Raw genomic sequence first — 24,549 nt, 5'->3', positions numbered from 1 at the left:
CTGGTGCCTCTGCCGTGCCCCGCTGTTGGGCACGCGCATGCAGGCCAAGCCGGAGGAATAGACCATGACACAGACAACGACCCATTCGCATATCCTGTCTGCCTATGACGACGAACTGAAGTTTCTGACGCGCCGCATCGCCGAAATGGGCGGTCTTGCCGAGCAGATGTGCGGTGACGCCGTGCGCGCACTCGTCAATTCCGATGCTGCGCTCGCGCAGAAAGTCATTTCGGACGATACCATTCTCGACCACGCTGAGCGCGAAATCGGCGACAAGGCGATCGTAACCATCGCCAAGCGTCAGCCGATGGCGGCAGACCTTCGCGAGATCATCGGCACCCTGCGTATCGCCGCCGATCTCGAACGCGTCGGCGATCTTGGCAAGAACACGGCCAAGCGCGTTATCGCTGTCGCCGGCACCGGCGTTCCGCGCAAGCTCGCCCGCGGCATCGAGCATCTGTCCGACCTGGCGCTGGTGCAGCTCAAGGAAGTCCTCGACGTCTATTCCACGCGTTCCGCCGAAAAGGCCAATGCGATCCGTGAACGCGACGAGGAAATCGATGCCATGTACACGTCGCTCTTCCGGGAGCTTCTGACCTACATGATGGAAGACCCGCGCAACATCACCACCTGCACGCATCTTCTGTTCTGCGCCAAGAACATCGAGCGTATCGGCGATCATGCGACCAATATCGCAGAGACGATCTATTACATGACCACCGGCAGCCAGCCGGAGGGCGAGCGTCCGAAGGACGACAGTTCCAACACGCTTGGTTCGGTGACCGAGTAACAGACAAGCAGAAGCTTGCGGAGTTCAGCATATGGTGCCCAAGATTGCAGTTGTGGAAGACGAGGAAGCGTTGAGCGTCCTGCTTCGTTACAATCTCGAGGCTGAGGGATACGACGTCGACACGATACCCCGTGGCGATGAGGCGGAAATCAGGCTGCAGGAGCGCATTCCGGATCTTCTCATCCTGGACTGGATGTTGCCCGGTGTCTCCGGTATCGAACTATGCCGGCGCTTGAGAATGCGGCCGGAAACAGAACGCCTGCCCATCATCATGCTGACGGCGCGTGGCGAAGAGAGCGAACGGGTTCGCGGTCTCGCTACCGGCGCTGACGATTATGTCGTCAAGCCGTTCTCGACGCCGGAACTCATGGCCCGGGTCAAGGCCATGTTGCGCCGGGCCCGTCCCGAGGTTCTGTCGTCGGTGCTCAAATGCGGCGATATCGAACTGGATCGCGAGACCCATCGCGTTCACCGCAAAAGCCGCGAAGTGCGCCTCGGCCCGACGGAATTCCGCTTGCTGGAATTCCTGATGACGTCGCCGGGTCGGGTGTTTTCCCGCTCGCAATTGCTGGATGGCGTCTGGGGTCATGATATCTATGTCGACGAGCGCACTGTCGATGTGCACGTCGGACGTCTGCGCAAGGCCCTGAATTTCTCGCACATGCAGGATGTCATCCGCACGGTGCGTGGCGCGGGATATTCTATGGAAGCCTGAGCGACGCGGAACCAGGTGGTTTCGCTGGCGAAGTAGTGCACCAAAAAATCAGGAAGCCCGAAATCTGAAACGGTTTCGGGCTTTTTCAATGTGAATATCCGCCAAACTCGATGCCATTGTCCGTTTTGACCGGAGAAGATCGGCTGCGCGTTGAAATCCGGATTGAAGGGTCACGCCCAATAGTAAGGGGAAAGGGTGTGGCCTGCCATCAAGTCGCCCCAGAAAGCGGCTTGATTTTTGTCATAAAAAAAACGGGCCCGAAGGCCCGTAATTTTTGAGTGCTGAATGCGTGCCGCAACACTCAAGCCTTGCGGCGCTCGCTCACCGGCTGGTAGGCGAGTTTCGCATGGAACTTGCAATAGGGCGAAGATTCCAGCGCCTCACAACCGCAGAAATGGAAGTCGTCCTTCAGCGGATCGCCAACCGGCCATTTGCAGGTGCGCTCGGTCAGTTCCGTCAGCGTCAGGCGACGGGAAATCGGCGTGACAACGTTCTTGGAAGGAACGTAATCGAGCACCTGCGCGGTCTCGATATCGATCTCCTCGTGCAGCGCCGTTGCCGCGTTCGAACGGGTGAGGATACGCGCCGGTGCCGCGTTGACGCGACCTGCGAAAGTCGTCGCGCGCGGGGCAGGGGCAGCTGTGCGCTTCGGCGCGGAGCGTGCCGAAGTCACTGGACCGCCAGCCTTGACGCGTCCCGGCAGATTGAGACGATGGACCTTGCCGATCACGGCATTACGGCTGACGCCGCCCAGCTGCGCTGCAATCTGGCTGGCGCTAAGGCCCTCGGACCACAATTTCTTGAGCTTTTCGACTCGTTCGTCTGTCCAGTTCATGCCGCTTCTCCGCTTGTCGCGTGTATTTTCGGCAGAATCCCTCTCCGTCTCGCGCGCATGCCGCAAGCGTGGTTTCCGCCTGATTTTCGGTGACTAGTTCCGCCGCAATGCAGTCTAGTAATTAGCGATTAACCTAGTGCCAGCCCGACTCCGTGGCAAGAGTCGCGGGAATCATCTGGAATCGATTTTCCGGTTTTCCCCAACTTGCTGGCGTATTGAGTCTGAAAGGCAACACCTTGGGGCTGGCCCGCCGCCGCATACTAGTGCTTGAGAAGCCCGGGAAACGCTGACTTTTGTTGACATCGGCAAACGAAGTGACAATAGTGCCCCTGCCGCCGCAAGGCGGCATTTTGATTTTCAGGCGAGGGATAACCCCGCAAGCCTATTGACAACAGTTTGACAGCGCATCTGCGCAAGGAGTGATACAGCCATGGCCGAAGCCGGCGCGCCATTGTTTGATACGTTTTCAAGAGCCCCCCTGCGCTTCGAGCGCGGTGAGGGTGTATGGCTGTTCACGGAAAGCGGCGAGCGATATCTGGATTTTGCGGCCGGTGTCGCTGTCAACTCGCTGGGCCACGCCCATCCTCACCTCGTTGATGCGATCAAGACGCAGGCCGAGAAGGTCTGGCACGTCTCGAACCTTTATGAAGTGCCGGGACAGGAAAAACTCGCCAGGCGCCTGACGGAAGCGACTTTCGCGGACAAGGTATTCTTCACAAATTCAGGCGCGGAAGCCCTGGAATGCGCCATCAAGACCGCCCGCCGCTATCACTATACCAAGGGCCATCCGGAGAAGTTCCGCATCGTGTCCTTCGAAGGCGCTTTCCATGGCCGTACACTGGCGACGATCGCCGCGGGTGGCCAGCAGAAATACCTCGAAGGTTTCGGTCCCAAGGTCGAAGGTTTCGATCAGGTTCCGTTCGGTGATGTCGATGCCCTCAAGGCCGTCATCACGGCTGAGACTGCAGCACTTCTGATCGAGCCCATCCAGGGCGAGGGCGGCATTCGCTCGCCCAGCAAGGAATTCCTGCAAATTCTGCGCGGATTGTGCGACGAGCACGGCCTGCTGCTGATTTTCGATGAGGTCCAGACGGGTGTCGGCCGCACAGGCAAGCTGTTTGCTTATGAACATACCGGTGTTGCGCCCGATATCATGGCGGTCGCCAAGGGTATCGGTGGCGGTTTCCCGCTCGGCGCATGCCTTGCCACGGCAGATGCCGCTTCCGGCATGACGGCGGGCGTACATGGCACCACCTATGGCGGCAACCCGCTGGCCATGGCAGTCGGCAATGCCGTGCTTGACGTCGTTCTCTCCGAAGGTTTTCTCGAGAAGGTCCGTGACGTCGCGCTGGTCTTCCGGCAGGGTCTGGCCTCGCTCAAGGACCGTTATCCTGACGTGATCGAGGAAATTCGCGGCGAAGGTCTGCTTCTGGGCATCAAGGCGAAGATTCCTTCGGGCGAATTGCTGCAGGCCATGCGCGCAGAGCATCTGCTTGGCGTTCCTGCGGGCGACAATGTCATCCGTCTTCTGCCGCCGCTCGTCACCACGGCGGAAGAGGCCCGTGAGGGTCTTGCACGTATCGACGCGGCTGCCGCCTCCCTGACGGTTGCGAAACAGGCAAAAAGCGCCTGAAAAAATCAAGAGCGGGCCTCTCTTCAGGGGCTCGCAAGCATGGGACAGATTAGAATGGGTTCACCAAAACATTTTCTGGACCTCTCGGCCGTCGGGTCGGAGGATCTGCGGACAATTCTTGATGATGCGCGCACGCGCAAGATTGCCACCAAAACCGGCACGGCGGAAAAGCCGCTTGCTGGCAAGATGCTGGCAATGATTTTCGAAAAACCGTCCACACGCACCCGCGTCTCCTTCGATGTCGGCATGCGCCAGCTCGGCGGTGAGACCCTGTTCCTGTCGGGCACGGAAATGCAGCTGGGCCGCGCGGAAACGATTGGCGATACGGCCAAGGTTTTGTCGCGCTATGTCGATGCCATCATGATCCGCACCACGGATCACTCGCGTCTGCTCGAGCTTGCCGAACACGCCACCGTGCCTGTTATCAATGGCCTGACGGACGACACGCATCCCTGCCAGATCATGGCGGATATATTGACGTTCGAAGAACATCGCGGCCCGGTCAAGGGCAAGACCATTGCCTGGACGGGTGACGGCAATAACGTGCTGCATTCGTTCGTGGAAGGCTCCGCCCGTTTCGGTTACCGCATGGCGATGGCAGTCCCGATGGGTTCGGAACCGCACGACAAGTTCCTGAACTGGGCACGCAACAATGGTGGCGAAATCTCGCTGTACCACGATGCCGACAAGGCAGTGGCGGGCGCTGATTGCGTCGTCACCGATACCTGGGTGTCCATGAACCAGGAACACAAGGCGCGCGGCCACAATATCTTCCAGCCTTATCAGGTCAATGAAGCGCTGATGGCGAAGGCCAACAAGGAAGCGCTGTTCATGCACTGCCTGCCGGCGCATCGCGGCGAGGAAGTAACGGATGCAGTGATCGACGGGCCGCAATCGGTGGTCTTCGACGAGGCGGAAAACCGGCTCCATGCGCAGAAGTCCATTATCGCATGGTGCATGGGCGTCATCTGACCGCTATCGGCCGGGTGCTTGAACTCGGCGATGCACATTCCCATCTGTGGGGCTTCGAAGACGCTCGTCGGCTTTTCGCTGGCGGGCCACCTCACGATTTGCACGATTTTCCCCGGAGGCGGTTTCGCTTCCCGGATCTCTGTGCGACAAGCTGAAAAAGTACATTTTAAAAGCCGGACTTTTGGACGGTAGCGGCGCAACGGCTGCGCCAAGGAGTTATGACATGGCAGATGTAACGGTTGAACTGGACAATCTCGATTTAGCTGGCGACGACAAGGTTGTGCCCTTTCAGGTCGAAGGTCTGGACGTGCGCGGTCGCGCCGTACAGGTCGGGCCGCTGTTGAATGCCATCCTCGAACGTCACGAATATCCCGAGATTGTCGCCCGCCTGCTCGCGGAAGCAACGGTTCTGACGGCGCTGATCGGCACATCCCTGAAATTTTCCGGCAAGCTGACTGTGCAGACCAAGGGCGACGGCCCGGTTGACCTTCTGGTGGCGGATTTCACCGCGCCCGAGAGCATGCGCGCTTATGCCCGTTTCGATGAGGAGCGGCTGGCGGAAGCTGTTGCTGCGGGGCAAACCTCGCCCGAACAACTGCTCGGAACCGGCATTCTGGCCTTCACCATCGATCAGGGCGTCGGCATGCAGCCTTATCAGGGCATCGTGCCGCTGGACGGTTCTTCGCTGGAAGAAATCGCCGGGGTTTATTTCCGTCAGTCGGAACAGCTTCCCACCCGCGTGCGCCTCGGCGTTGCCCAGTTCTTCGACCGTGACGGCGAAGGGAAGCCACGCCATAGCTGGCGTGCAGGCGGCGTGATTGCCCAGTTCCTGCCGCAGGCGCCCGAGCGTTTGCGCATGCGCGATCTCCATGGCGGTGACGGCGACGAGGGCGATTATGAAGTGGCGGAGGACGATGCCTGGACAGAGGCAGTGTCGCTGCTGAATACGGTGGATACCGACGAGCTGACCGATCCGCAGGTGCCAGTGGAGCGTCTGCTTTACAGGCTTTTCCACGAGAGCGGCGTGCGCATCTACGATCCGCAGGTCATTTTCGACCGTTGCAGCTGTTCACGGGACAAGATCAAGGGTGTGCTGTCCGGTTTCACCGCCGAAGAGATCAAGGCGAGTGAGGAAGACGGTGCGATTGCCGTGACGTGCGAGTTCTGCTCCACGACCTATCGCTACGATGTCAGCGAGTTTGAAAACGTCTGACGAGGAGAGCCGCGCTTGTGAATGGCGCGGCTTTTTTGTCAGTTCAGCACCCGCAACAGGCCGGGTGAATCCAGTGAAAAGGCGGGGATGGTGACGTTGAACACCTCGCCTTTGTCCGTTTCCATTTCATAATGGCCAAACATAAGGCCTGACGGCGTATCCAGCGGGCAGCCGGATGAATATTCGTAACTGTCGCCGGGGTTCAGATGCGGTTTTTCGCCGACGACACCCGGCCCGTAGACCTCATCCACCTGTCCGTTCTGGTCGGTGATGTGCCAATAGCGGTTGACGAGTGTTATCGGAACATCGGAATTGTTCGAGATCACGACTTTATAGCCCCAGACATAGCGATCGTCATCCGGGTCGGACTGCTCCTCGAGATAATACGGATCGACCGTTACCTCGATATCCCTTGTCAGAGCACGATACATACGCGCCACACCTCGATATTTTCCCTGCTGCCATCATCCTACACTACAGGTTCTGGCTATCGTCAAGAAAATGAATGACTTGACGACCACGTGCATCTTCTGTTGCGCCGTTTTTTCACCGTTAGGGATAACGGTAAAGGTAAATATTGGTTGCCCGACGCGGGCTTTCACCCAGGCGGGATGCGTGCCATGGCCCGACGGGAAGTCGGGCCATGGCGATATGTCGATTGAATCCTTAAACTGAAACGGCCGCAAGACCCTTCGCCAGATCTTCCAGCAGATCGTCCGTATCTTCGATACCGCAGGAAAGACGCAAGGTCCCGCCGGAAATACCCAGTTCGGCACGCGCCTCGTCGGTCAGGTTCTTGTGCGTCGTGGTGCCAGGGTGGGTAATGAGGCTCTTGGCATCGCCGAGATTGTTGGAAATCTTCACGATATCAAGCGCGTTCTGCAGTGCGAATGCCGCTTCCTTGCCGCCCTTCAGTTCGAAAGCCACGAGCGTCGAGCCGCCCGACATCTGCCGCGCGATGATGTCTGCCTGCGGATGGTCGGCGCGACCAGGATAGATCACTTTGGCAACCTTGCCGCTGTCGGCTAGGAAATCGGCGATCTTCGAGGCATTGGCCGTCTGCTGCTTGACACGCAGCGGCAGGGTTTCGATGCCCTTCAGTAGCGTCCAGGCATTGAACGGCGACATGGCTGGGCCGGTGTGGCGGAAATAGTCCTGCAGCTCTTCCTCAATCCACTTCTTGTCGGAAAGGATCACGCCGCCAAGGCAGCGGCCCTGACCGTCAATATGCTTCGTCGCCGAATAAACGACGATATGGGCGCCGAGTTCGAGTGGCTTCTGGAAAAGCGGTGTGGCGAAAACATTGTCGACAACCACTTTCGCGCCGATCTGGTTGGCGAGCTTCGCCACGCCGGCAATATCTACCACTTCGAGCGTCGGGTTGGTCGGGCTTTCGAGGAAAAACAGCTTGGTGTTCGGCTGGATCGCCTTTTCCCAATTGTTGAGATCGCGTCCGTCGATCAGCGTGCACTCGATGCCGTATTTGGGTGCAAGCGTTTCTACCACCCAACGGCAGGAGCCAAAAAGCGCGCGGGCAGCAACGATGTGATCGCCGGCACGCAGCTGGCACATGATGGCGGCTGTCACGGCGGCCATGCCGGAGGCAAGCGCACGGGCGTCTTCCGCACCTTCCAGCAGGCACATGCGCTTTTCGAACATGTCATTGGTCGGGCTTGCATAGCGGGCATAGATGAAGCCATCCGTTTCGCCCTTGAAGCGCGCTTCGGCGGCTTCGGAGTTTTCGTAAACGAAACCCTGGGTCAGATAGATCGCTTCCGACGTTTCACCATAGGGTGAGCGTAGCGTACCACCGTGAACGAGCTGGGTTGCCGGGCGCCATTTATTGCTCATGTGATCACCTCAAAACAAAAAAACCGGTCGCAAAAGCAGACCGGTTCCTAGCACCCGGTCTTTTTAGCCACTTGTTTAACGTGGCTGCAAGCCGACCGGCCAAATCACCACGGGATAAGCTTGCCATACTGCCGTTACCGGCTTGCGTCAATGCTTTCCTTTTGGTTTTGTCGCCGTAAAAAGGAATGATGATCATGACCAGAACCACGGGCATTTTGGCGGATGGCGCGATCAGGGCGCTGTTTGCGGGCGGCAAGCTGAAAAGCGAGGCTGATCTCGATGTCGATCAGGTGCAACCCGCGAGCCTCGATCTGCGACTGGGCTCCAAAGCCTATCGCGTGCGCGCCAGTTTCATGCCCGGCCCCGGAACCCGAGTCATCGACAAGCTCAACCGCTTCAGCCTGCACGAGGTCGATCTGAGCGAGGGGGCGGTTCTGGAAACCGGTTGCGTCTACATCGTGCCCTTGATGGAGAGCCTGGAGCTGCCGGCGGATATGTCGGCTTCGGCCAATCCGAAAAGCTCGACTGGGCGTCTTGATATCTTCACCCGCGTCATGACCGACAATGCGCAGGAATTCGACAAGATACCTGCGGGCTATGCCGGCCCGCTCTATCTGGAAATCAGCCCGCGCACCTTCCCGGTCGTCGTGCGCCGTGGCTCGCGCCTCTCGCAAATCCGTTTCCGCATCGGCCACTCGTTGCTCAACGAGGCCGAGCTTCTGAAATTGCACGAGACGGAGATGCTGGTCGCCAGCGAAACCCCTAATGTGACCGGCGGCGGCATCGCGCTTTCCATCGACCTAAAGGGTTTTGGTGAAAAAGGGCTGATCGGTTATCGCGGCAAGCATCACACGGCGGTGGTAGATGTCGACAAGAAGGCTCAGCACGATGTTCTCGATTTCTGGGAACCTCTATACGCCCGCGGCCGTGCCGAACTGATCCTCGATCCGGATGAGTTCTATATTCTCGTTTCGCGTGAAGCCGTGCATGTACCGCCACTTTATGCGGCCGAAATGACGCCCTTCGATCCCTTGGTGGGCGAGTTCCGCGTGCATTATGCGGGCTTCTTCGATCCAGGCTTCGGCCATGCGCAGGCGGGCGGCACGGGCAGCCGCGCCGTTCTCGAGGTGCGCAGCCACGAGGTGCCCTTCATCCTCGAACACGGCCAGATCGTCGGCCGGCTGGTTTACGAGCACATGTTGCAAAAACCTGATGGCCTCTACGGCAGCGGCCTTGGCTCCAACTATCAGGCACAGGGCCTGAAGCTCTCCAAGCATTTCCGCGCGGAGTAATGATCCTGTCGGGTGCTTGACACCCGATAAGAACTGTCCGATGTCTTGTGCGCGGCGCGGGTGTAGCTCAATGGTAGAGCAGCAGCTTCCCAAGCTGAATACGAGGGTTCGATTCCCTTCACCCGCTCCATATTTTCAAGGCAATCCAAACAACTTCCTGGCCAGCCAAAAGCGCGCATGTCACCGCCATCGCTGCGGCAAACGTGCGACTATGCGATTTAGCTTGACTACAATTAAATTGCACGTAATAGTTGATACGGTCGTAACATTATTGGGGGAGTGTTATGAGTCGCAAGCTTCTTTCGGAATTTCTTGGCACTTTCTGGCTCGTGTTCGGAGGTTGCGGCAGTGCGGTTTTTGCCGCTGCTTTTCCTGAACTCGGCATTGGCTTTCTCGGTGTCGCTTTCGCTTTCGGTCTGACGGTTTTGACCATGGCATATGCGGTCGGGGGTATTTCGGGCGGTCATTTTAATCCAGCCGTTTCCGTCGGTCTGTCCGTTGCTGGCAAATTTCCGGCATCGAACCTCGTTCCTTACATAGTGGCGCAGGTTCTGGGTGCGATCGTCGCGGCGGGGGCGCTTTATGTCATCCTTACCGGTAAAGCCGGTGCCGATATTGGCGGTTTTGCCGCAAATGGTTACGGGGAACATTCACCGGGTGGATATTCGCTCGTGTCGGCGCTGCTGATCGAAGTCATTTTGACGGCATTTTTCCTGATCGTCATTCTGGGATCGACGCATGGCAGGGTTCCCACTGGTTTTGCGCCGATCGCCATCGGCCTTGCTCTCACACTTATTCATCTGATCTCCATTCCGGTCACCAATACATCCGTCAATCCGGCCCGCTCGACGGGACAGGCGTTGTTTGTTGGTGGATGGGCGCTGCAACAGCTCTGGCTGTTCTGGCTCGCTCCGATCCTCGGCGGCGCAATCGGCGCCGTGGTCTGGAAACTTTTCGGCGAGAAAGACTAAGGCTCAAAGCCCGCTTTCTCCGGCCCGCACAGACATGAATGGGAAGCATTGTTTCCCCGAATGGTCGGGGAAACCTGTGAGGAGGATGACATGGATCTTACTTCGATATTGGCCCAAATTGTCGGCGGTGCGGTTGGTGGTTCGGCCGGCGGAAAAATACTCAAGGATTCCGATCTCGGTGCGCTCGGCAACCTGATTGCCGGCGCTATTGGCGGCATCGGCGGAGGAGCCGTGCTCGGATCGCTGCTCGGGACGGCGGGAACTGCTGCCGCCGGCGGCATGGATATAGGCGCTCTTGCCGGCCAGCTTGTTGGCGGCGGCGTCGGCGGCCTGATTGTCCAGATCATTGTCGGCCTCATCAAGAACAAGCTCGTTACCAAATAGAGCTGCTCGGCCGATCTTTTGCGAAGCGATAAAGCTTGCCGATGGAGAAGCCTCGATCGGCAAGGCTTTTTGGTTTGTGCCATATCCGCAGTGGCGGCGCTGACGGAACCGGAATTCGTTTATAAAATCTGGTCGTCAGGCCTTGTTCCTGATGACCGGCATATGCGGCGTCTTGTTCCAGACGAACGGCTTGGTTTTCAATTCCACCACGGCGCGCCATGCGGCGAGTGACAGCATCAGCCAGTAAAGCGGGATCGCCAACCAGCGCCGTCCGACCTGTTGTTTCTCATGAGCTATCATCCTGTTTCTGCCCATCAGTACGAAGATGGCGTAGCTTCCGAAAATATTCAGCGTATCGATGAAAAACAGAATGCCCTGCCAGGAAAGCAGCATATCCGCGCCGTTTTCCCGGATTGCTATGGCCATGAAGGCGAAGGAAACAAACAGCAAGGGATGGGCCAGCGACGACAGAAGCATGCCGCCAATCAGCAGCTGAAAGACGATATAGGCGATCCATCCCATGCGGTGCGCGGTCGTGAAGGGCGAGCGGGTCATGACCAGCCAGCTTTGCAGCCAGCCCTTGTACCAACGCGCGCGCTGGTTCAGCCAGACGGAAAGGGAGGTTGGAGCATCCTCCAGTGTCTGCCGCCGGATGACACCACAGCGATAACCCAGCCTGTGCAGCCGGAGGCCCATATCGGCATCTTCCGTCACATTATAGGGGTCCCATCCTCCCACCCGGCGTAAAACGGCGGTGCGGAAATGGTTGGAGGTGCCACCAAGCGGCAGCGGTAACCTGCACGCTGCAAGAACGGGCAACATGCAGCGGAAAAGGCCGGAATATTCCAGTGCGAAACAGGCGCTGAGCCAGGAGGAACTGGCATTGCTGATAATAAGCGGCGCCTGCACACAGGCCACCTCGTCCGGCTGGTCGCGGAAGGCGGCATAGGCCTCGCGCAATTGCAGCGGATGCGGCCGGTCCTCGGCGTCGTAAACGGCAACGAAAGTGCCACGCGCGCCGGAAAGCGCATAGGTCAGGGCCTTGGGCTTCGTGCGTGGCATGGATGGCGGCACCCTGACGATCTCGATATGCGGACCGGGATTTATCCGCTGGATGGCCTCTATCGTCGCTACGTCGTCTGCCTCGCAGACGAGCTTGATATCGAGCCGGGATTTGGGCCAGTCCAGCCGCTCCAGCGCATGAATGAGCTGCTCAACGACCGCCTCTTCGCGATAAAGCGGCATAAGAATAGTGTAGACCGGCAGCTCTCCGTCCTGCTGGAGTGGTATGACGTTTTTCGGATCGTTTCCTTTTGGCGTATGGACGAGTGCAAACAACCTGAAAAGCAAGGTGGAGAGATAAAGCATCGTGAGGGTGACGTGAATATAGGCCAGGGCCGCCTGCGTATAAAACAGTAGCGACAGAACGAGCAGGGTAACGAAAATGCCGCTGACAAAACCCTGCTCGCCATGCAGCGTGATCCTTGCGGAATGCTGTGGCGCCGCGTTGAAAAGCTGATGTCGCGTGTCTCGGCAGCGGCGTGCTTCGCCCGCCTTCCAGATCGCGCTGCGCATGGCCTGTGGCGTGGTCACGGCAAGTTCTTCAAGAAGATACGGACGCTGATCGAGGATGCCTTTCAGCAATTCCATTCTTGCCAGTTCCGGCACGATCAGCAGCACTGGCTTACCATTCAGCGGTGTCAACCGCAGGAGCCGTGGTTCGGCTAGTTGCGCGTCCAGGTGATTGATGTCTGCCACACGACCCGGATCGATTTCCGGTCGAAACGGCAATCGCAACAATCTGGCAAAAGCACCGTAATACGCATCCGCATCGACTAGGCCGCTCGCCAGCAATTCGTCTTCCACGGTTGAGCCGTTTTTGAGGGCCTGCTCTTCGAATGCAGCGATATAAGGCTTGCCGAATCCCAGCGAAGAGAGAAAGCGTGTTGGCCCATGCTCGTCCGGTTCGGGCGCTGTCCAAAGCGGATTGTCGCTGATGAGCGAAAACGCAATTTTTCGCCCCGCTGACGTCGTGCGGAACGATTCTCGTGTATAGTGCCTAAAATAATCCATGCATCGCCGCCGCCGCCATGGTAACGCCCTGCTTCTTGCTACGGACAGTATAGATGAGAATGATGAATGTAACGCGAAATATAGTTATTGGTTTTACTTTAGCTATCGCTTTACAATTCGGTGGTAATTTGGGAAAACTTCACGCGGAAGGTCTCTCGGACAGAAACCGCATGCCGGTGCTGTTTGATGCGCAGGAGCGGTTTCCGGGTGGCGATCTCTCCTCCGTGCCCCGGATCAGGTTTTTGATGTCGGTCGATTTCCCACCCTTCAATTTTACCGATCAGGAAGGCCGGCTTGCCGGTTTTCATGTCGATCTGGTGCGCGAAATCTGCGCCCAGCTGAAGGTTGAGAGCAAATGCCAGGTGCAGGCACTGCCGTTTGACGAGCTGGAGGCAGCGCTGGAAATGGGAGAGGGCGAAGCGGTGATTTCCGGCATTGCCACCACCGCCGATCTGCGCAAGAGTTTCACCTTCTCGCGACCCTATCTGCTGTTGCCCGCGCGTCTTGCCGTCAACAAAGCGGCGAAATTCACTGGCTCCGGCGCAGATGCCCTGTCGGGAAAGAAGGTGGGTGTGGTCACGGGCTCGCGGCACGAACAGATGCTCAAGGCATTTTTTCCCAAAGCCTCGGCTGAAGGCTTTAATGGTTACGAACCCATGTATGAGGCGTTGAAGACGGGCAAGGTGGACGCCGTTTTTGCGGATGGTCTGCGCCTGCCTTTCTGGGTTTCGGGAAGCGCGTCCGGTGCTTGCTGTGCGCTTTTCGGCGGACCTTATTTATCCGACAGATTTCTTGGCGAAGGCCTTTCCATCATGGCAGTTGATCCGGACGATGTGCTTGTACCGGCCTTTGATCAGGCGCTTGCCGCGCTTTCGCGCAATGGCCGGCTGGAAGAAATCTACCGGCGTTATTTCCCCTACGGGCTTTATTAGAGAAATCCGGTTTCACTCGGATCGGGGCCCGGATGACGTTCTATTTGGCGGGCGCAAAGGCTTCTTCGTTGCGCCGCAATCGCAAAAGCGCGATCCAAACGGCGGCGGCGATGGCGGCTTCCACGAAGAAATAGCTGCCGATCGTTCCCGAAATGCTGAAGGACCAGGTGAGGAAGGCGACGATAACGGAGCCGATGAGATTGCCGCTATTCCATATCTTGGCGCGGATATCCTGCCGTCCGGATGCGCCAAGCGCCTCAAGCGCGGTTGCCGCAACGGCCATCGGCAGCACGACCCAGCAAAGGATACGGGTGATGATCGGCAGCGAGACGTATTCGTCGCCGAACAGTAGCGGCAGGAAGGGTGCGATGATGAAGATGACAAGTGCGCTGCCGACTGCGATGACAAGCGCTGCCTTCAGCACATTATAAGCGCGCTCTATGGTCTTTCCGATACCCTGCAGGGCGGCTGAGGCCGACCCCGGATAGATCAGCCGGTTCAGAGCCTCGACGGAGAGGTAGGAGCTGTCGAGAATTCGCCGGGCAATGGAGTAGCTGCCCAGAACCTCGGCGCTGGCAACGGCACCGAGAACGAGAATATCGGCATTGCCACGCACGGCCTTGAACAGGAACTGGGTGGAAAACAGGATGCCGATGCGGATTTCATCGCGAACGATCCGGAAAACCGGCCGACCGAGCCTGCCAATCGCCTTAAGCGAAATCACTGCCGCAATCGTATGGGCAGCCAGGTTCCACAGGGCCCAGGCCTCCACCGTCTCCACCTTGAAGATGAGACAGGCGACCACGGCGGCAATTGTGCGGGCAACGGCGAACATCACTTCCAGCTTGTTGGCCGAGGCGAAGTCGGAATGGGCGATGAAGCTTTGGGTGGAAAGCGAAATGACTTTCAAAAGGATGAGGTTCGTGACCAGGATCACGAAAGTGGTGATGAGGGTATGCAGCAATGTTTCCGACGTCGGGAAAAACACCGGGATCGTGACCATGCCGATGATGGTCAGCACAATGCCGGTAGCGGCGCTCAAGAGATAGCTGTGGCCGAGCATCACGGGAAACATACTGCGATCCTGCGCCACGCGGCGGATCAGCGATTCCTGCGAACCGAAACCACAAATCTGTACGCCGAGATTGGTCACGGCCGTGATCGAGGCATAGAGCGCGAATTGTTCCACGCCGAGATGGCGGGCAAGCAGGGCGAAGGTCAAAAGCTGGGCGGCGCTGGACATCAAAAGCGCCCCGCCGGATGCCATATAGGTCAATCCCAGTCTGACTAGATGGCTGAACCGCGGCGTATTCAACGACACCTTATTCTCCGTGCTTTCCGGCGTCGCCGGGCGAATTCAAGATAACTGCCGTGTTCTTAAAATTGATGAACTGGAAAACCCGGCAAGGGGGCAATAATTCGAAGGCCGTTGACCTCTATGAATGGCAGTTGCCCAGTCTTAGCCTTCTTGAGGTAAGAGAGGGTTAAAGCAATTGTATAATAATGATGATAATGACTGTTATGGTTATTTGGACATGGCCCGGTTTCAAAAAGGGTTTCGTTGTTCGTCACAAGGCAGGCCAATGATCCGATTATCCTTTTTCGATGTGGCCGACGATGCCGCCTTTTACTGATACGCAGTCCATTCCTGTACAAAGCAACAGCATGTCGCTTACGGGCGGCCGTCGCGACGCGATTTTTTTCGTCGTCACGATGCTTTATATCTGGATTTCCGTTGCGCCTTTTGAAAATCTTGCGGCTGCACCCGTGCCGCACGCCGCCGCAAACCAGCTGACCGGGCTGGTAATTGCGCTGATGCTGGGTGTTTTTGCCCTGCGTCATCGGCTGACGGGGCTTTTGTTGCGGCCGCGTCTGCCCATTCTGCTGTTGTTTTCCTGGCTGGTGATTTGTTCGGTGCTTGGCTCCCAGCCCGGCACTTCGCTGCAACGTTTGCTCTTTACGGGCCTTCTGTGCTTCATCACCAGCGTCCTCGTCGTCATGCCGCGCGACAGGCGGCAGTTCGACCGGATGATGGCCATCTTCGCCGTTATCCTGCTGGCGCTCTGCTACTTCGGGGTGATCTTCCTGCGCTCGCGCTCGATCCACCAGCCCTACGATCTCGATGAAACGGCGCTGGCCGGCGATTGGCGCGGCATCTTCAATCACAAGAATGCCGCCGCTCCGGCCATGATCATTCTCGTCATGATCGGGCTTTACCTGCGCAATAGCTGGTCGACGGTTGGCGGCATTGTCATCACGCTTCTGGCAGGGTTCTTCCTCTGGAAAACCAACGGGAAAACCGCAGCGATGCTGTTGCCCGTCACTGTTGCGCTGGTCTGGGTCATGGAAAGACATGCCGGTCGGACATTGCTGATGATCGGAGGTCTTCTGGCTTTCCTCAACATCCTCGCGGTCGGCTCCACCTATTTTCCGAGCATACGGCATGTGGTCGATAGTCTGGGGATCGATTCCACCTTTACCGGCCGAACGGATATATGGCGCCTGTCCTTCGACACGTTTGCGCAATCGCCGATCTTCGGGCAGGGTTTTCAGGCATTCTGGACGAGTGACCGGCTTCTGGCGCAGGCCGATACTGCCGGCACTTGGGCGGTCACCGCCTTCCATGCCCATAACGGCTTTGTCGAAAGCCTGCTGAATGGCGGCCTGCCGGCCTTTGTTCTCATCGTCATATGGCTCGTCATCATACCCGCAAATGATTTTCATATAGCTGTGAACAAGGGTACCGATCCGGCATTAACGCGGCTTTTTGCAAGAATTTGGGTGTATGCACTGCTTTCTTCGTGTCTTGAGAGTAATTTCTTTACCGGAACCGGGCCTATCTGGTCTTCTCTACTGATTGCAATCTATTGTTTGAGGCATCAGGCGTACGACATACTTGAGCAGGGGCAGTAATTTGCAGACAGGCCGGGGGGCTTATGCATGACACAAAAAATCGGGACATTTGCAGACAGGATCAATAACCGGCTGGTGCAGTACTTTCCAGGACCGGCGTCGCTGATCAAAACGTCCGAACCAATCGTCTCCTTCACATTCGATGATGTGCCGGCGAGCGCCTGGACGAAGGGCGCGCGCATTCTGGAAAGCGAGGGTGTTCGCGGGACATTTTATCTCGCAGGTACTTTTATCGACAAGCACTATGAACAGCAGGACATGATTTCAACCGAAGGCTGTTCGGAACTTGCAGCGGCCGGCCACGAGCTTGCCTGCCATACTTTTTCCCATCGCAAACTCTCGAGCTTTTCACGGCGCGGGCTTGAAGAGGATCTTGATCGCAACGAAACCGTGCTGGGATCGTTCGCCAAAAACCGAGGCAGGCGGAATTTCTCCGTTCCTTTCGGCATGGCCTCGCCCGTCATGCAGCCCCTGTTACGACGAAGGTTCAAGACCGCTCGCGGCATCATGCCTGGCATCAACCGGGGCAGCATCGATCCGTACAATCTTGCCGGGGTGGAGTTGCGCGCGGACCAAAACTATCTCGATGCCGCCGATCGTTGGCTCGAGGATGTTTTGCAAAATGGCGGCTGGCTCATCATTTTCACCCATGATGTTTCGCAGACGCCGAGCTTTTACGGTTGCCCGGAAGACAAACTTCAGAGCCTTGTCCGCAGGGCAGCCTCCGGCGGTGCGAAGATCATGACGGTTGATGCCGCGGCAACGTCACTCGGTCTGTAAAGGGATAGTATCGACGCCTGCTCTCTGAGTTGGGCCCGGGCAAGTAGGACGCCTGTCTTCGCAATGGCGGGTGTCTATTGGCTGGCCCAGATGATGCGGGCGATCCATTCCACATCGGCCATGTCGAAGCTGCGGTTCGGATGTTCGGGATTGAGCGAAAGAAGCTCGATATTCTTGGGGCTTTGCCGCGCCAGCACCTTGGCCATCACTTCGCCGTCTCGGCTTTTTAGCACCACGCGGTCGCCGCGCCGCACCTGCGCGCCCGGCTCCACGATCAGGATATCGCCGTCGCGGTAAAGCGGCATCATGCTTTCGCCCTGTACTTCCAACGCGTAGACGCCCTGCTTGCGTTCGGGAGAAGAGGGGAACTCCACCACATCCCAGCCTTGACCGGCCGGAAAACCGCCATCGTCGAAAAAGCCGCCGGAGCCCGCCTGCGCAAAACCGAGCAGGGGGATGGCATTGTCCGCACCTGAAGGCTGCATTGTCTGCGTCCTGCCGAAAGCATAACCAAAAAACTGGTCGACGCTTGCCCCCGTCGCCTCCAGCACCTTGGATACCGATTCCGTCGAAGGCCAGCGTTTGCGGCCATCCGGGCCGAAACGCTTCGATTTGTTGAACGAGGTGGGATCGAGACCGGCACGCTTCGCCAAGGCCGAAGGCGTCAGCTGGTGACGTTTGGCAAGCGTATCGATGGCGCTCCAGATCGTCTCGTGTGAAAGCATGATGAAAGCCCGCAGGTGGAGCCCGTGGCGGAAAAGCTCCTGTCGTTTACTCCGCGGAATCTAGACCATATCCCGTTAGGAGTAAAGAAAAGAAAGGAATAAAATCCTCGATTATGCCACCATGGCCGATGTGTTTATCTTGCTGAGCTGTATCACCGCCTGTGTACGGCTATCGACCTTAAGCTTCAACAGAATAGCGGAGACATGCGCCTTGATGGTGGCTTCCGAAACATTCAGCGCATAGGCGATCTGCTTGTTCAGCAGGCCTTCCGCCAGCATGCCCAGAACCCGGCTCTGTTGCGGCGTCAGCGTTCTGAGCCGGCCGATGAGATCAGCCACGTCAGGATCATGCTCCTTTTCGCCCTGACAGCTTGCCGGTATCCACACATCGCCTTCAAGAACCGCGCGAATGCCATCCCTGATATCGTCGATGCTCGAGGATTTGGAAATAAAACCGGAAGCGCCGAGTTCGATGGACCGGCGAACAGTGGTTGCGTCGTCCGTTGCCGAAACGATCACGATGGGCAGGCTGGAAAATTCCGCCCGCAGCGCCATCAGGCCTGAAAATCCGCTGACACCCGGCATGGCGAGGTCCAGAAGCATCAGATCGGCGTCGTTGCATGCCGTCGCGGCACTTCTGGCAGCCTCGAAATCCCCGGCTTCCATGATTGTCTGCTGCCCGTCGAGACCGGATACGGCCTGTTTGAGGGCACCGCGAAAAAGCGGGTGGTCGTCTGCGATGATAATGACAAGTTCCGACATTCTGGCCCCCTCCCAAGGGCGTTATGCGGTTCTTTGAAAGGTATGGCGCACTCCCGTTTGCCGGCAGTCTAGACTGCTTCCGGCTCCTCTGCTGAAAGGTTGCGCTAATCGGTTGCGTATTACAAGAAAAAGCTTGGGAACAGCCGTCGCGGCAATAAAAATGCCGTGGAAACTGTGGACAATCGACCCGCTTTGCGGCAAACCGCCCAGACTGAAAAGCCTTGGAAAGCCTTCGGAGAGCCCCATGCACGAAACGCCCGCGATCATTTATAAAATCGTGCCGGAGACGTTGTGGAATGCAGCCAGGGAACAAGGCGTCTTCGAAGGCGCCGCCATCGATCTGACGGATGGGTTCATTCATTTTTCAACGGCAAAGCAGGCGGCCGAGACTGCCGCCCGACATTTTTCCGGCCAGACCGACCTGCTTCTGATCGCTGTTGATGGTGCAGCACTTGGCGACAAGCTGGTTTATGAACCCTCGAGAGGCGGCGATCTTTTCCCCCATCTCTATGCGTCTCTTCCCTTGACCGCCGTGCTTTGGGAAACGCCGCTTTCACTTGGCCATGATGGCCAGCACCAGTTTCCGGAGATTTTGTGATGAGCGGATTATTTTCCTCAATCGGCCGCAAGGGCCTGTTTCTTGTCGATCCGGAAAAGGCACATGGCCTGTCTGTGGCGGCGCTGAAAAGCGGCTTTCTGCCCACCTGCATGGTGCCGCACGATCCGCGGCTGCAGCAGACCGTTGCAGGCCTCGTTTTCCCCAATCCGCTCGGCATGGCGGCGGGTTACGACAAGAATGCGGAAGTCCCGGGACCACTTCTGAGGCTCGGTTTCGGCTTTACTGAAATCGGCACCGTCACGCCGCGTGGGCAATCCGGCAATCCCAAACCGCGCATCTTCCGTCTGGTTGAGGATGAAGGCGTCATCAACCGCCTCGGTTTCAACAATGAAGGCCATGCCGCAGCGCTGGAGCGCCTGAAGCAGGCGCAGCTACGCGGCATCGTCGGCGTCAATATCGGTGCCAACAAGGACAGCGAAGACCGCATCGCCGATTATGTGCAGGGCATCGAGGCCTTTTATTCGGTCGCATCCTATTTCACCGTCAACATCTCTTCGCCCAATACGCCGGGTCTGCGTGACTTGCAGGCGCGCGAAAGCCTCGCGGCACTTCTTGGCGCCGTGCTGGAGCGCCGCAGGGCAGAAGCCGAACGCTTTGGCAAACGCATTCCGATCTTTCTGAAGATCGCGCCCGATCTGACCGAGGAAGGGCTGGATGACGTGGCGGAAGAGGCGCTGGCCCATGATCTCGATGGCCTGATCGTCTCCAACACCACGCTCTCGCGTGAAGGCCTGCGGCCCGGTCCGCATAAGGGTGAGGCGGGTGGACTGTCCGGCAAGCCGCTATTCGAGCTTTCGACCACTGTTCTCGCCAAGATGCGCCGGCGCGTCGGCAGCAATCTGCCCATCATCGGCGTGGGTGGCGTTTCTTCGCCGGAAACGGCACTGGAAAAGGTAAGGGCAGGGGCCGATCTGGTTCAGCTCTATTCCTGCATGGTCTATGAAGGCCCCGGCCTGCCGTCGTCCATCGTCAAAGGCCTGTCGAAGCTGGTCTCTCGCGAAGGTGTGCAGTCCATTCGTGACCTACGCGACAGCACGGTCGACCGCTGGGCCGACCGCAAGCTTGGATGACGATGACCTGAACGGTCGAGACGCTGCGTCGGTTAAGATAAGTGCTTATCGTGGTGGTGTGCTCTCCTGCCTCATCCCTGTGACAGGGACAGGAATGAGGGTGGAGGGGGCGCCCCCCGTTATCTCACGCGCAGAGCACCATCGCCCAATAGGGCCGGTTGCGGCTTGCGGCATCATAGGCAACCGCGACGCCAAGGCCATTATAGGGTCCGAGCATGTTTTCGAGATGATGTTTCGAGCCGATCCAGGCCTTGACGACACGCTCCACGCTGTCCTGCCCGGCCGCCACGTTTTCCGCTGCTGGTAGCGGCACATTGCCGTCCTTCATGCGGATGAGGAAACTGTCGGTCAGGCCGATCAGATGCGCCATCTTCTGCGCCTTGACCATGCGTCCGGCCTGATAAGCGGCCGCACCACTTGCCGCACTACTGAAGGAGAGTGGCGAAAGCCCTTTCGAGCGGCGCAACTCGTTGACCATTGGAAGCGCTGCCGCGGTCTCATCGCGGGTGCCTGACGGCATGCCCTTGTTTGTAGGCACGGAAACACAGGCGGAAAGAACGGAACCGGCGGAAATCAGCACGAAGCCGCGCCGCGTAAGCGTCTGGAAAGATGTGTCGGTCATGTCAGCGGCGATAGCTCAGGAGGCGCAGGATGATGAAAATGGGTATGACGATCGTCGCGCCAAGGATCAGATAGTCGCCGATCGCGCCAAGCGCGTGGAAACCGCTGCGCCACAGATCGACCACGAAGTCGCGTGCGCCATAGATGATATTCCATGGCGTCAATCCGAAGATCGCCATCAGAAAGCCGACGAGCAATGAAACCACCAGCAGCTTCACCACGGTGCGGGCCACCGTATCACCCAGCATTTTGTTGACCTCACCGGCCATCAGCAAGTCTCCTGTTTTGTCCTGACATATGAAGCACGCTGCTTCGATGCAAGTTTCGGTGCACTATATCGCGTCATATTCGCAATTCCATGAGTGCGCCATGAAATAGGACTTGAGTTTTTTTATGGCTTGATAAATGACAGCCGACATCTTCTCAGGAAATCTTGAATGGCCCCAAACCAGTTTTCTTCCGGTGACGTCATTGCCGACCGCCGGGCGGACTATGCCCGCATGTTGGCGGAGAGCGGTGATTATCCCGCCGCCGCCGAACTCATGGAGCAGGCGCTTGAACTTGCGCCACGGTGGACGGCGGGCTGGTTTCGCTTCGGGGAATATCATGAAAAGGCGGGGGAAACGGACAAAGCCGTGGCGGCTTACGAAAAAGTCGCCGAACTGGATACGGAAGGGCTGTTTGCAGCCGAACTGAAACTCGCGGTTCTCGGCGCCGCGGACACACCGGAGCAGCCGCCGAGCCGTTATGTGGAAGGGCTGTTCGACGATTATGCAGACCGTTTCGAAACGTCGCTAGTCGAGAAACTGGATTACAGCGTACCGCAGAAGCTGGCGGAACTGATCGGCAAGGCGACGGGAGGCGGCGTCTTCGACACCATTGTCGATATTGGCTGCGGCACCGGCCTTCTCGGCGTTGAAATCCGCTCCCTGGCGAAGCGGCTGGAAGGTTTCGACATTTCCCAGAACATGCTCGCCAAGGCGGAGGAAAAGGGACTTTACGACCATCTCGGCCAGGCCGATCTATCGCTGGAAGCTGACGCCTCGGGACTGTTCGCGCCGGCAATGCCGCACCACCGCGCGGACCTCGTCGCCGCCGCCGACGTGATGATGTATCTCGGCAGTCTTGAAACCGTCATGCCCCTCGTTTCGGCCCTGCTTGCGCCCTCCGGCTTCTTCGCCTTTTCGGTGGAGGACGCAGGGGATGAAGATGGTTTCGTGCTGCGGGAATCGCTGCGTTACGCACATTCGAAAAGCTATGTGAGCGGCCTTCTTGAGCGGGCGGGCTATTCTCTTGTCGAAATCCGCAAAACCACCATTCGAAAGGATGCCGGAAAACCCCTTTCCGGCATTCTTTTTCTTGCCCGCGCCAAAGCCTGAACATTTCGTTTCTTGCCTTTTTCACGATAGGTCAGTCGTCCTTACGTATCCATCTTGATCGCGTGTTTGTTGCAGTGCAAAATGCGCGGAAACCTGAGGGAAAAAGCGTGAGCAGAACGAGAAGCGTTTACAGCATGTGGAGTTCGGATCCGGCCAAACATGCGCCGGTGGAAGACGTGCAGGGCATCGTTACCGGAGCTATCGTATCGGCGCTCGGTTTTTATCTGCTGAACAAGGTCGGCCTTTTGACCGGTGGCACCGCCGGCGTCGCCTTCCTCATTCACTATGCCTTCGGCATCAGCTTCGGCCTCCTGTTCTTCCTCGTCAATCTGCCCTTCTATTACCTCTCGTTCCGCCGCCTCGGTCTTGCCTTTTCCATCAAGACCTTCATTGCCATCGGTCTTGTTTCGGTGCTGACGGAAGTGGAAGCGCGCTGGATGGTCATTGACAGCATCAACCCGCTCTGGGCGGCGCTGCTCGGTGGCCTGCTCCTCGGTTACGGGTTGCTGGCCCTTTATCGCCATCGCGCCAGCCTCGGCGGCATCGGCATTCTGGCCATCTATATTCAGGACCGCTTCGGCATCCGCGCCGGCCTGATCCAGCTTGCCTTCGATGCATTCGTGATGCTCTGCGCCTTCCTCGTCATCGATCCGGCCACCGTTATCTATTCGATTGTCGGCGCTTTCGTCCTCAACATGTTTCTCGCCATCAACCACCGCTCGGACAGATACATCGTTGTGCGCTGAAGAAAGTACGCTTGAAATCTCTCGCGCTTGGGCGCAATAGCTCGATCAAGTCGGGAAAATCAGGGGAACAGGCATGGGCGATACGACTACGCGAAAGCGCGTGAATATCTGGGCTTCCGCGCCCGATCGCCATTCGCTGCTGGAAGATGCCCAGGGCGTTCTGGCGGGCAGCATGCTGGTCTCGCTCGGCGTGACACTGCTTTCCGCTGCGGGCCTCCTCACCGGGGGTGTGGTGGGTATTGCCTTTCTGGTGCACTATTCGATCGGCTTCAGCTTCGGCGCGGTGTTCTTCCTCGTCAATCTGCCGTTTTATTATCTCGCCTTCCGCCGTCTCGGCCTTGCTTTCACGGTCAAGACCTTTTGCGCCATTGCCATGACGGCGCTGCTTTCGGAATATATGCCGGGCTTCTTCGCTTTCGAAAGCATCAATCCCGTCGCGGCCGCCCTTTTCGGCGGGTTGACGGTTGCGGCAGGCATGCTGGCACTGTTCCGCCATCGCACCAGCCTCGGCGGCTTCGGCATGTTGGCGCTTTATCTCCAGGACCGTTTTGGCTGGCGCGCCGGTCTCGTCCAGCTCGCCTTCGATGGCATGGTGCTGGCCTGCTCATTCTTCGTGGCGACACCCTTCGTCATCCTCTGCTCCATCCTCGGCGCGCTGGTCATGAATCTCGCGCTCGCCATCAATCATAGAAACGACCGCTACATCGCCATGTAACGGTCGTCCGGTGCAGGTAAAGCGGATCAGGCTGCTTTTGCTGCCGTTTCGACCGGGTGCTGCGAACGGAAGCCGACGGCGATGCGGTTCCAGGTGTTGATGGCACCGATGGCAACGGTGATCTTCACGATGTCCTCATCGGAGAAATGCGCCTTCAGGGCCTCGAAGGCGTCATCCGGAGCGCCGGTTTCGGCAATCTTCGTTACCGCATCCACCCAGCCGAGCAACGCCCGTTCCTGTTCGGTATATACCGGGGATTCCCGCCAAACGCTCATCAGGTTGATCCACTGTTCGGAAAGACCGTCGTGACGGCTTTCCTTCACATGCATGTCCACACAGAACGCGCAGCCATTGATGATTGATGCGCGCAGCTTGATGAGATGAACGAAGCGGCGCTCGAGGCCGCTGCTTTGGACGTAGGTTTCGAGCGCCATCACGGCTTTGAAGGCTTCGGGGGATGCTTTGGCATAGTTCAAACGGGTTTTCATGTGTCTCTCTCCATTCGTGGTTCAGTTTGAGGGGCACGTGTCATCGTTCCGGGAAGCTGCGAAGCTCTCC

26 protein-coding genes, 1 tRNA gene and 1 riboswitch are annotated in these 24,549 nt (G+C 58.0%); of the genes, 17 read left to right on the top strand and 10 right to left on the bottom strand.

Going from position 1 to position 24,549, the window contains the following annotated elements:
* The first annotated feature begins 64 nt into the window (after positions 1–64).
* Both phoU and phoB read left to right on the top strand, forming a co-directional pair.
* The gene (phoU, locus tag ACQZ45_RS07120; RefSeq protein WP_003514921.1) at positions 65–790 is read left to right on the top strand and encodes a phosphate signaling complex protein PhoU; all 726 of its coding nucleotides are present in this window, start codon (positions 65–67) and stop codon (positions 788–790) included.
* A gap of 31 nt (positions 791–821) precedes the next feature.
* Positions 822–1,505: a phosphate regulon transcriptional regulator PhoB gene (gene phoB / locus ACQZ45_RS07115; protein ID WP_003493692.1), complete on the top strand. Its 684-nt coding sequence runs from the start codon at positions 822–824 to the stop codon at positions 1,503–1,505.
* 301 nt (positions 1,506–1,806) lie between these two features.
* Here phoB and ACQZ45_RS07110 read toward each other — a convergent pair whose 3' ends face one another.
* Positions 1,807–2,340, bottom strand: a complete 534-nt coding sequence (locus ACQZ45_RS07110; RefSeq protein ID WP_003514924.1) for a GcrA family cell cycle regulator — start codon at positions 2,338–2,340, stop codon at positions 1,807–1,809.
* Positions 2,341–2,770: 430 nt separating this feature from the next.
* On the opposite strand from ACQZ45_RS07110, the gene ACQZ45_RS07105 reads away from it, so the two are divergent.
* From ACQZ45_RS07105 to ACQZ45_RS07095, 3 genes are all read left to right on the top strand, one after another.
* Positions 2,771–3,973: an aspartate aminotransferase family protein gene (locus tag ACQZ45_RS07105; protein WP_013635420.1), complete on the top strand. Its 1,203-nt coding sequence runs from the start codon at positions 2,771–2,773 to the stop codon at positions 3,971–3,973.
* A 54-nt stretch (positions 3,974–4,027) separates the two neighbouring features.
* Positions 4,028–4,945, top strand: coding sequence for an ornithine carbamoyltransferase (argF, locus tag ACQZ45_RS07100; RefSeq protein ID WP_003514928.1), 918 nt, complete (start codon positions 4,028–4,030; stop codon positions 4,943–4,945).
* Between the two features lie 223 nt (positions 4,946–5,168).
* Positions 5,169–6,158, top strand: coding sequence for an Hsp33 family molecular chaperone (locus tag ACQZ45_RS07095; protein WP_003514930.1), 990 nt, complete (start codon positions 5,169–5,171; stop codon positions 6,156–6,158).
* Positions 6,159–6,196: 38 nt separating this feature from the next.
* Here ACQZ45_RS07095 and apaG read toward each other — a convergent pair whose 3' ends face one another.
* Both apaG and ACQZ45_RS07085 read right to left on the bottom strand, forming a co-directional pair.
* A complete protein-coding gene (apaG, locus tag ACQZ45_RS07090; protein WP_003514932.1) occupies positions 6,197–6,589 on the bottom strand; it encodes a Co2+/Mg2+ efflux protein ApaG in 393 nt (130 codons plus the stop codon).
* 235 nt (positions 6,590–6,824) lie between these two features.
* Positions 6,825–8,009, bottom strand: a complete 1,185-nt coding sequence (locus ACQZ45_RS07085) for an O-succinylhomoserine sulfhydrylase (protein ID WP_003514934.1) — start codon at positions 8,007–8,009, stop codon at positions 6,825–6,827.
* Between the two features lie 42 nt (positions 8,010–8,051).
* A riboswitch (SAM riboswitch) is annotated at positions 8,052–8,130 on the bottom strand.
* 73 nt (positions 8,131–8,203) lie between these two features.
* Between ACQZ45_RS07085 and ACQZ45_RS07080 the strand changes: the two genes are divergently transcribed.
* The 4 genes from ACQZ45_RS07080 to ACQZ45_RS07065 all read left to right on the top strand — a co-directional run bounded on the left by ACQZ45_RS07080 (position 8,204) and on the right by ACQZ45_RS07065 (position 10,656).
* Positions 8,204–9,301, top strand: a complete 1,098-nt coding sequence (locus ACQZ45_RS07080) for a 2'-deoxycytidine 5'-triphosphate deaminase (protein ID WP_003514935.1) — start codon at positions 8,204–8,206, stop codon at positions 9,299–9,301.
* A gap of 56 nt (positions 9,302–9,357) precedes the next feature.
* A tRNA-Gly gene (locus tag ACQZ45_RS07075) sits at positions 9,358–9,431 on the top strand.
* 154 nt (positions 9,432–9,585) lie between these two features.
* Positions 9,586–10,272 carry an aquaporin Z gene (gene aqpZ, locus ACQZ45_RS07070; protein ID WP_019564342.1) on the top strand — a complete coding sequence of 229 codons (687 nt, stop codon included), beginning with the start codon at positions 9,586–9,588 and terminating at the stop codon, positions 10,270–10,272.
* A gap of 90 nt (positions 10,273–10,362) precedes the next feature.
* A complete protein-coding gene (locus ACQZ45_RS07065) occupies positions 10,363–10,656 on the top strand; it encodes a hypothetical protein (RefSeq protein ID WP_025592400.1) in 294 nt (97 codons plus the stop codon).
* A gap of 135 nt (positions 10,657–10,791) precedes the next feature.
* Here the strand turns inward: ACQZ45_RS07065 and ACQZ45_RS07060 are convergent, their stop codons facing one another.
* Entirely contained in the window at positions 10,792–12,729 is a 1,938-nt protein-coding gene (locus tag ACQZ45_RS07060; protein WP_162736228.1) for a glycosyltransferase family 2 protein, read from the bottom strand.
* 170 nt (positions 12,730–12,899) lie between these two features.
* Between ACQZ45_RS07060 and ACQZ45_RS07055 the strand changes: the two genes are divergently transcribed.
* Positions 12,900–13,661: a transporter substrate-binding domain-containing protein gene (locus ACQZ45_RS07055; RefSeq protein ID WP_019564339.1), complete on the top strand. Its 762-nt coding sequence runs from the start codon at positions 12,900–12,902 to the stop codon at positions 13,659–13,661.
* Positions 13,662–13,701: 40 nt separating this feature from the next.
* Here ACQZ45_RS07055 and uppX read toward each other — a convergent pair whose 3' ends face one another.
* The gene (uppX, locus tag ACQZ45_RS07050) at positions 13,702–14,928 is read right to left on the bottom strand and encodes a Wzx-type polysaccharide biosynthesis protein UppX (RefSeq protein ID WP_003514941.1); all 1,227 of its coding nucleotides are present in this window, start codon (positions 14,926–14,928) and stop codon (positions 13,702–13,704) included.
* Positions 14,929–15,278: 350 nt separating this feature from the next.
* Here uppX and uppY point away from each other — a divergent pair, with 350 nt between their 5' ends.
* Both uppY and ACQZ45_RS07040 read left to right on the top strand, forming a co-directional pair.
* On the top strand, positions 15,279–16,574 hold the full coding sequence (uppY, locus tag ACQZ45_RS07045; protein WP_113292034.1) for a Wzy-type polysaccharide biosynthesis protein UppY: 1,296 nt from the start codon (positions 15,279–15,281) through the stop codon (positions 16,572–16,574).
* A 27-nt stretch (positions 16,575–16,601) separates the two neighbouring features.
* Positions 16,602–17,354: a polysaccharide deacetylase family protein gene (locus ACQZ45_RS07040; protein WP_113292001.1), complete on the top strand. Its 753-nt coding sequence runs from the start codon at positions 16,602–16,604 to the stop codon at positions 17,352–17,354.
* 74 nt (positions 17,355–17,428) lie between these two features.
* Here ACQZ45_RS07040 and ACQZ45_RS07035 read toward each other — a convergent pair whose 3' ends face one another.
* On the bottom strand, positions 17,429–18,079 hold the full coding sequence (locus ACQZ45_RS07035; protein ID WP_003514944.1) for a S24 family peptidase: 651 nt from the start codon (positions 18,077–18,079) through the stop codon (positions 17,429–17,431).
* A gap of 111 nt (positions 18,080–18,190) precedes the next feature.
* Positions 18,191–18,841: a response regulator transcription factor gene (locus tag ACQZ45_RS07030; protein ID WP_113292000.1), complete on the bottom strand. Its 651-nt coding sequence runs from the start codon at positions 18,839–18,841 to the stop codon at positions 18,191–18,193.
* 244 nt (positions 18,842–19,085) lie between these two features.
* Here ACQZ45_RS07030 and ACQZ45_RS07025 point away from each other — a divergent pair, with 244 nt between their 5' ends.
* Together ACQZ45_RS07025 and ACQZ45_RS07020 are read left to right on the top strand one after the other, a co-directional pair.
* Positions 19,086–19,439, top strand: a complete 354-nt coding sequence (locus tag ACQZ45_RS07025; protein WP_113291999.1) for a DUF952 domain-containing protein — start codon at positions 19,086–19,088, stop codon at positions 19,437–19,439.
* Positions 19,439–20,530 (top strand): quinone-dependent dihydroorotate dehydrogenase, encoded by a 1,092-nt coding sequence (locus ACQZ45_RS07020; protein ID WP_013635431.1) that lies wholly within the window; start codon positions 19,439–19,441, stop codon positions 20,528–20,530. The genes ACQZ45_RS07025 and ACQZ45_RS07020 overlap by 1 nt, the downstream gene beginning before the upstream one ends.
* 124 nt (positions 20,531–20,654) lie before the next feature.
* On the opposite strand, the gene ACQZ45_RS07015 is transcribed toward ACQZ45_RS07020, so the two are convergent.
* Positions 20,655–21,152: a CAP domain-containing protein gene (locus ACQZ45_RS07015; RefSeq protein ID WP_013635432.1), complete on the bottom strand. Its 498-nt coding sequence runs from the start codon at positions 21,150–21,152 to the stop codon at positions 20,655–20,657.
* A 1-nt stretch (position 21,153) separates the two neighbouring features.
* Positions 21,154–21,420, bottom strand: coding sequence for a DUF6460 domain-containing protein (locus ACQZ45_RS07010; RefSeq protein ID WP_003514949.1), 267 nt, complete (start codon positions 21,418–21,420; stop codon positions 21,154–21,156).
* A gap of 168 nt (positions 21,421–21,588) precedes the next feature.
* Between ACQZ45_RS07010 and ACQZ45_RS07005 the strand changes: the two genes are divergently transcribed.
* From ACQZ45_RS07005 to ACQZ45_RS06995, 3 genes are all read left to right on the top strand, one after another.
* Positions 21,589–22,530: a class I SAM-dependent DNA methyltransferase gene (locus ACQZ45_RS07005; protein ID WP_162736227.1), complete on the top strand. Its 942-nt coding sequence runs from the start codon at positions 21,589–21,591 to the stop codon at positions 22,528–22,530.
* 134 nt (positions 22,531–22,664) lie between these two features.
* Positions 22,665–23,276 carry a YitT family protein gene (locus ACQZ45_RS07000; protein WP_025592410.1) on the top strand — a complete coding sequence of 204 codons (612 nt, stop codon included), beginning with the start codon at positions 22,665–22,667 and terminating at the stop codon, positions 23,274–23,276.
* 73 nt (positions 23,277–23,349) lie between these two features.
* Entirely contained in the window at positions 23,350–23,991 is a 642-nt protein-coding gene (locus ACQZ45_RS06995; RefSeq protein WP_113291998.1) for a YitT family protein, read from the top strand.
* A gap of 26 nt (positions 23,992–24,017) precedes the next feature.
* On the opposite strand, the gene ACQZ45_RS06990 is transcribed toward ACQZ45_RS06995, so the two are convergent.
* Positions 24,018–24,479 (bottom strand): carboxymuconolactone decarboxylase family protein, encoded by a 462-nt coding sequence (locus ACQZ45_RS06990; protein ID WP_003514954.1) that lies wholly within the window; start codon positions 24,477–24,479, stop codon positions 24,018–24,020.
* Positions 24,480–24,549 lie beyond the last annotated feature (70 nt).

It is taken from the genome of Agrobacterium sp. 16-2014-1-2a, assembly GCF_053522705.1.
This window is presented reverse-complemented; position numbering and strand designations above follow the sequence as displayed.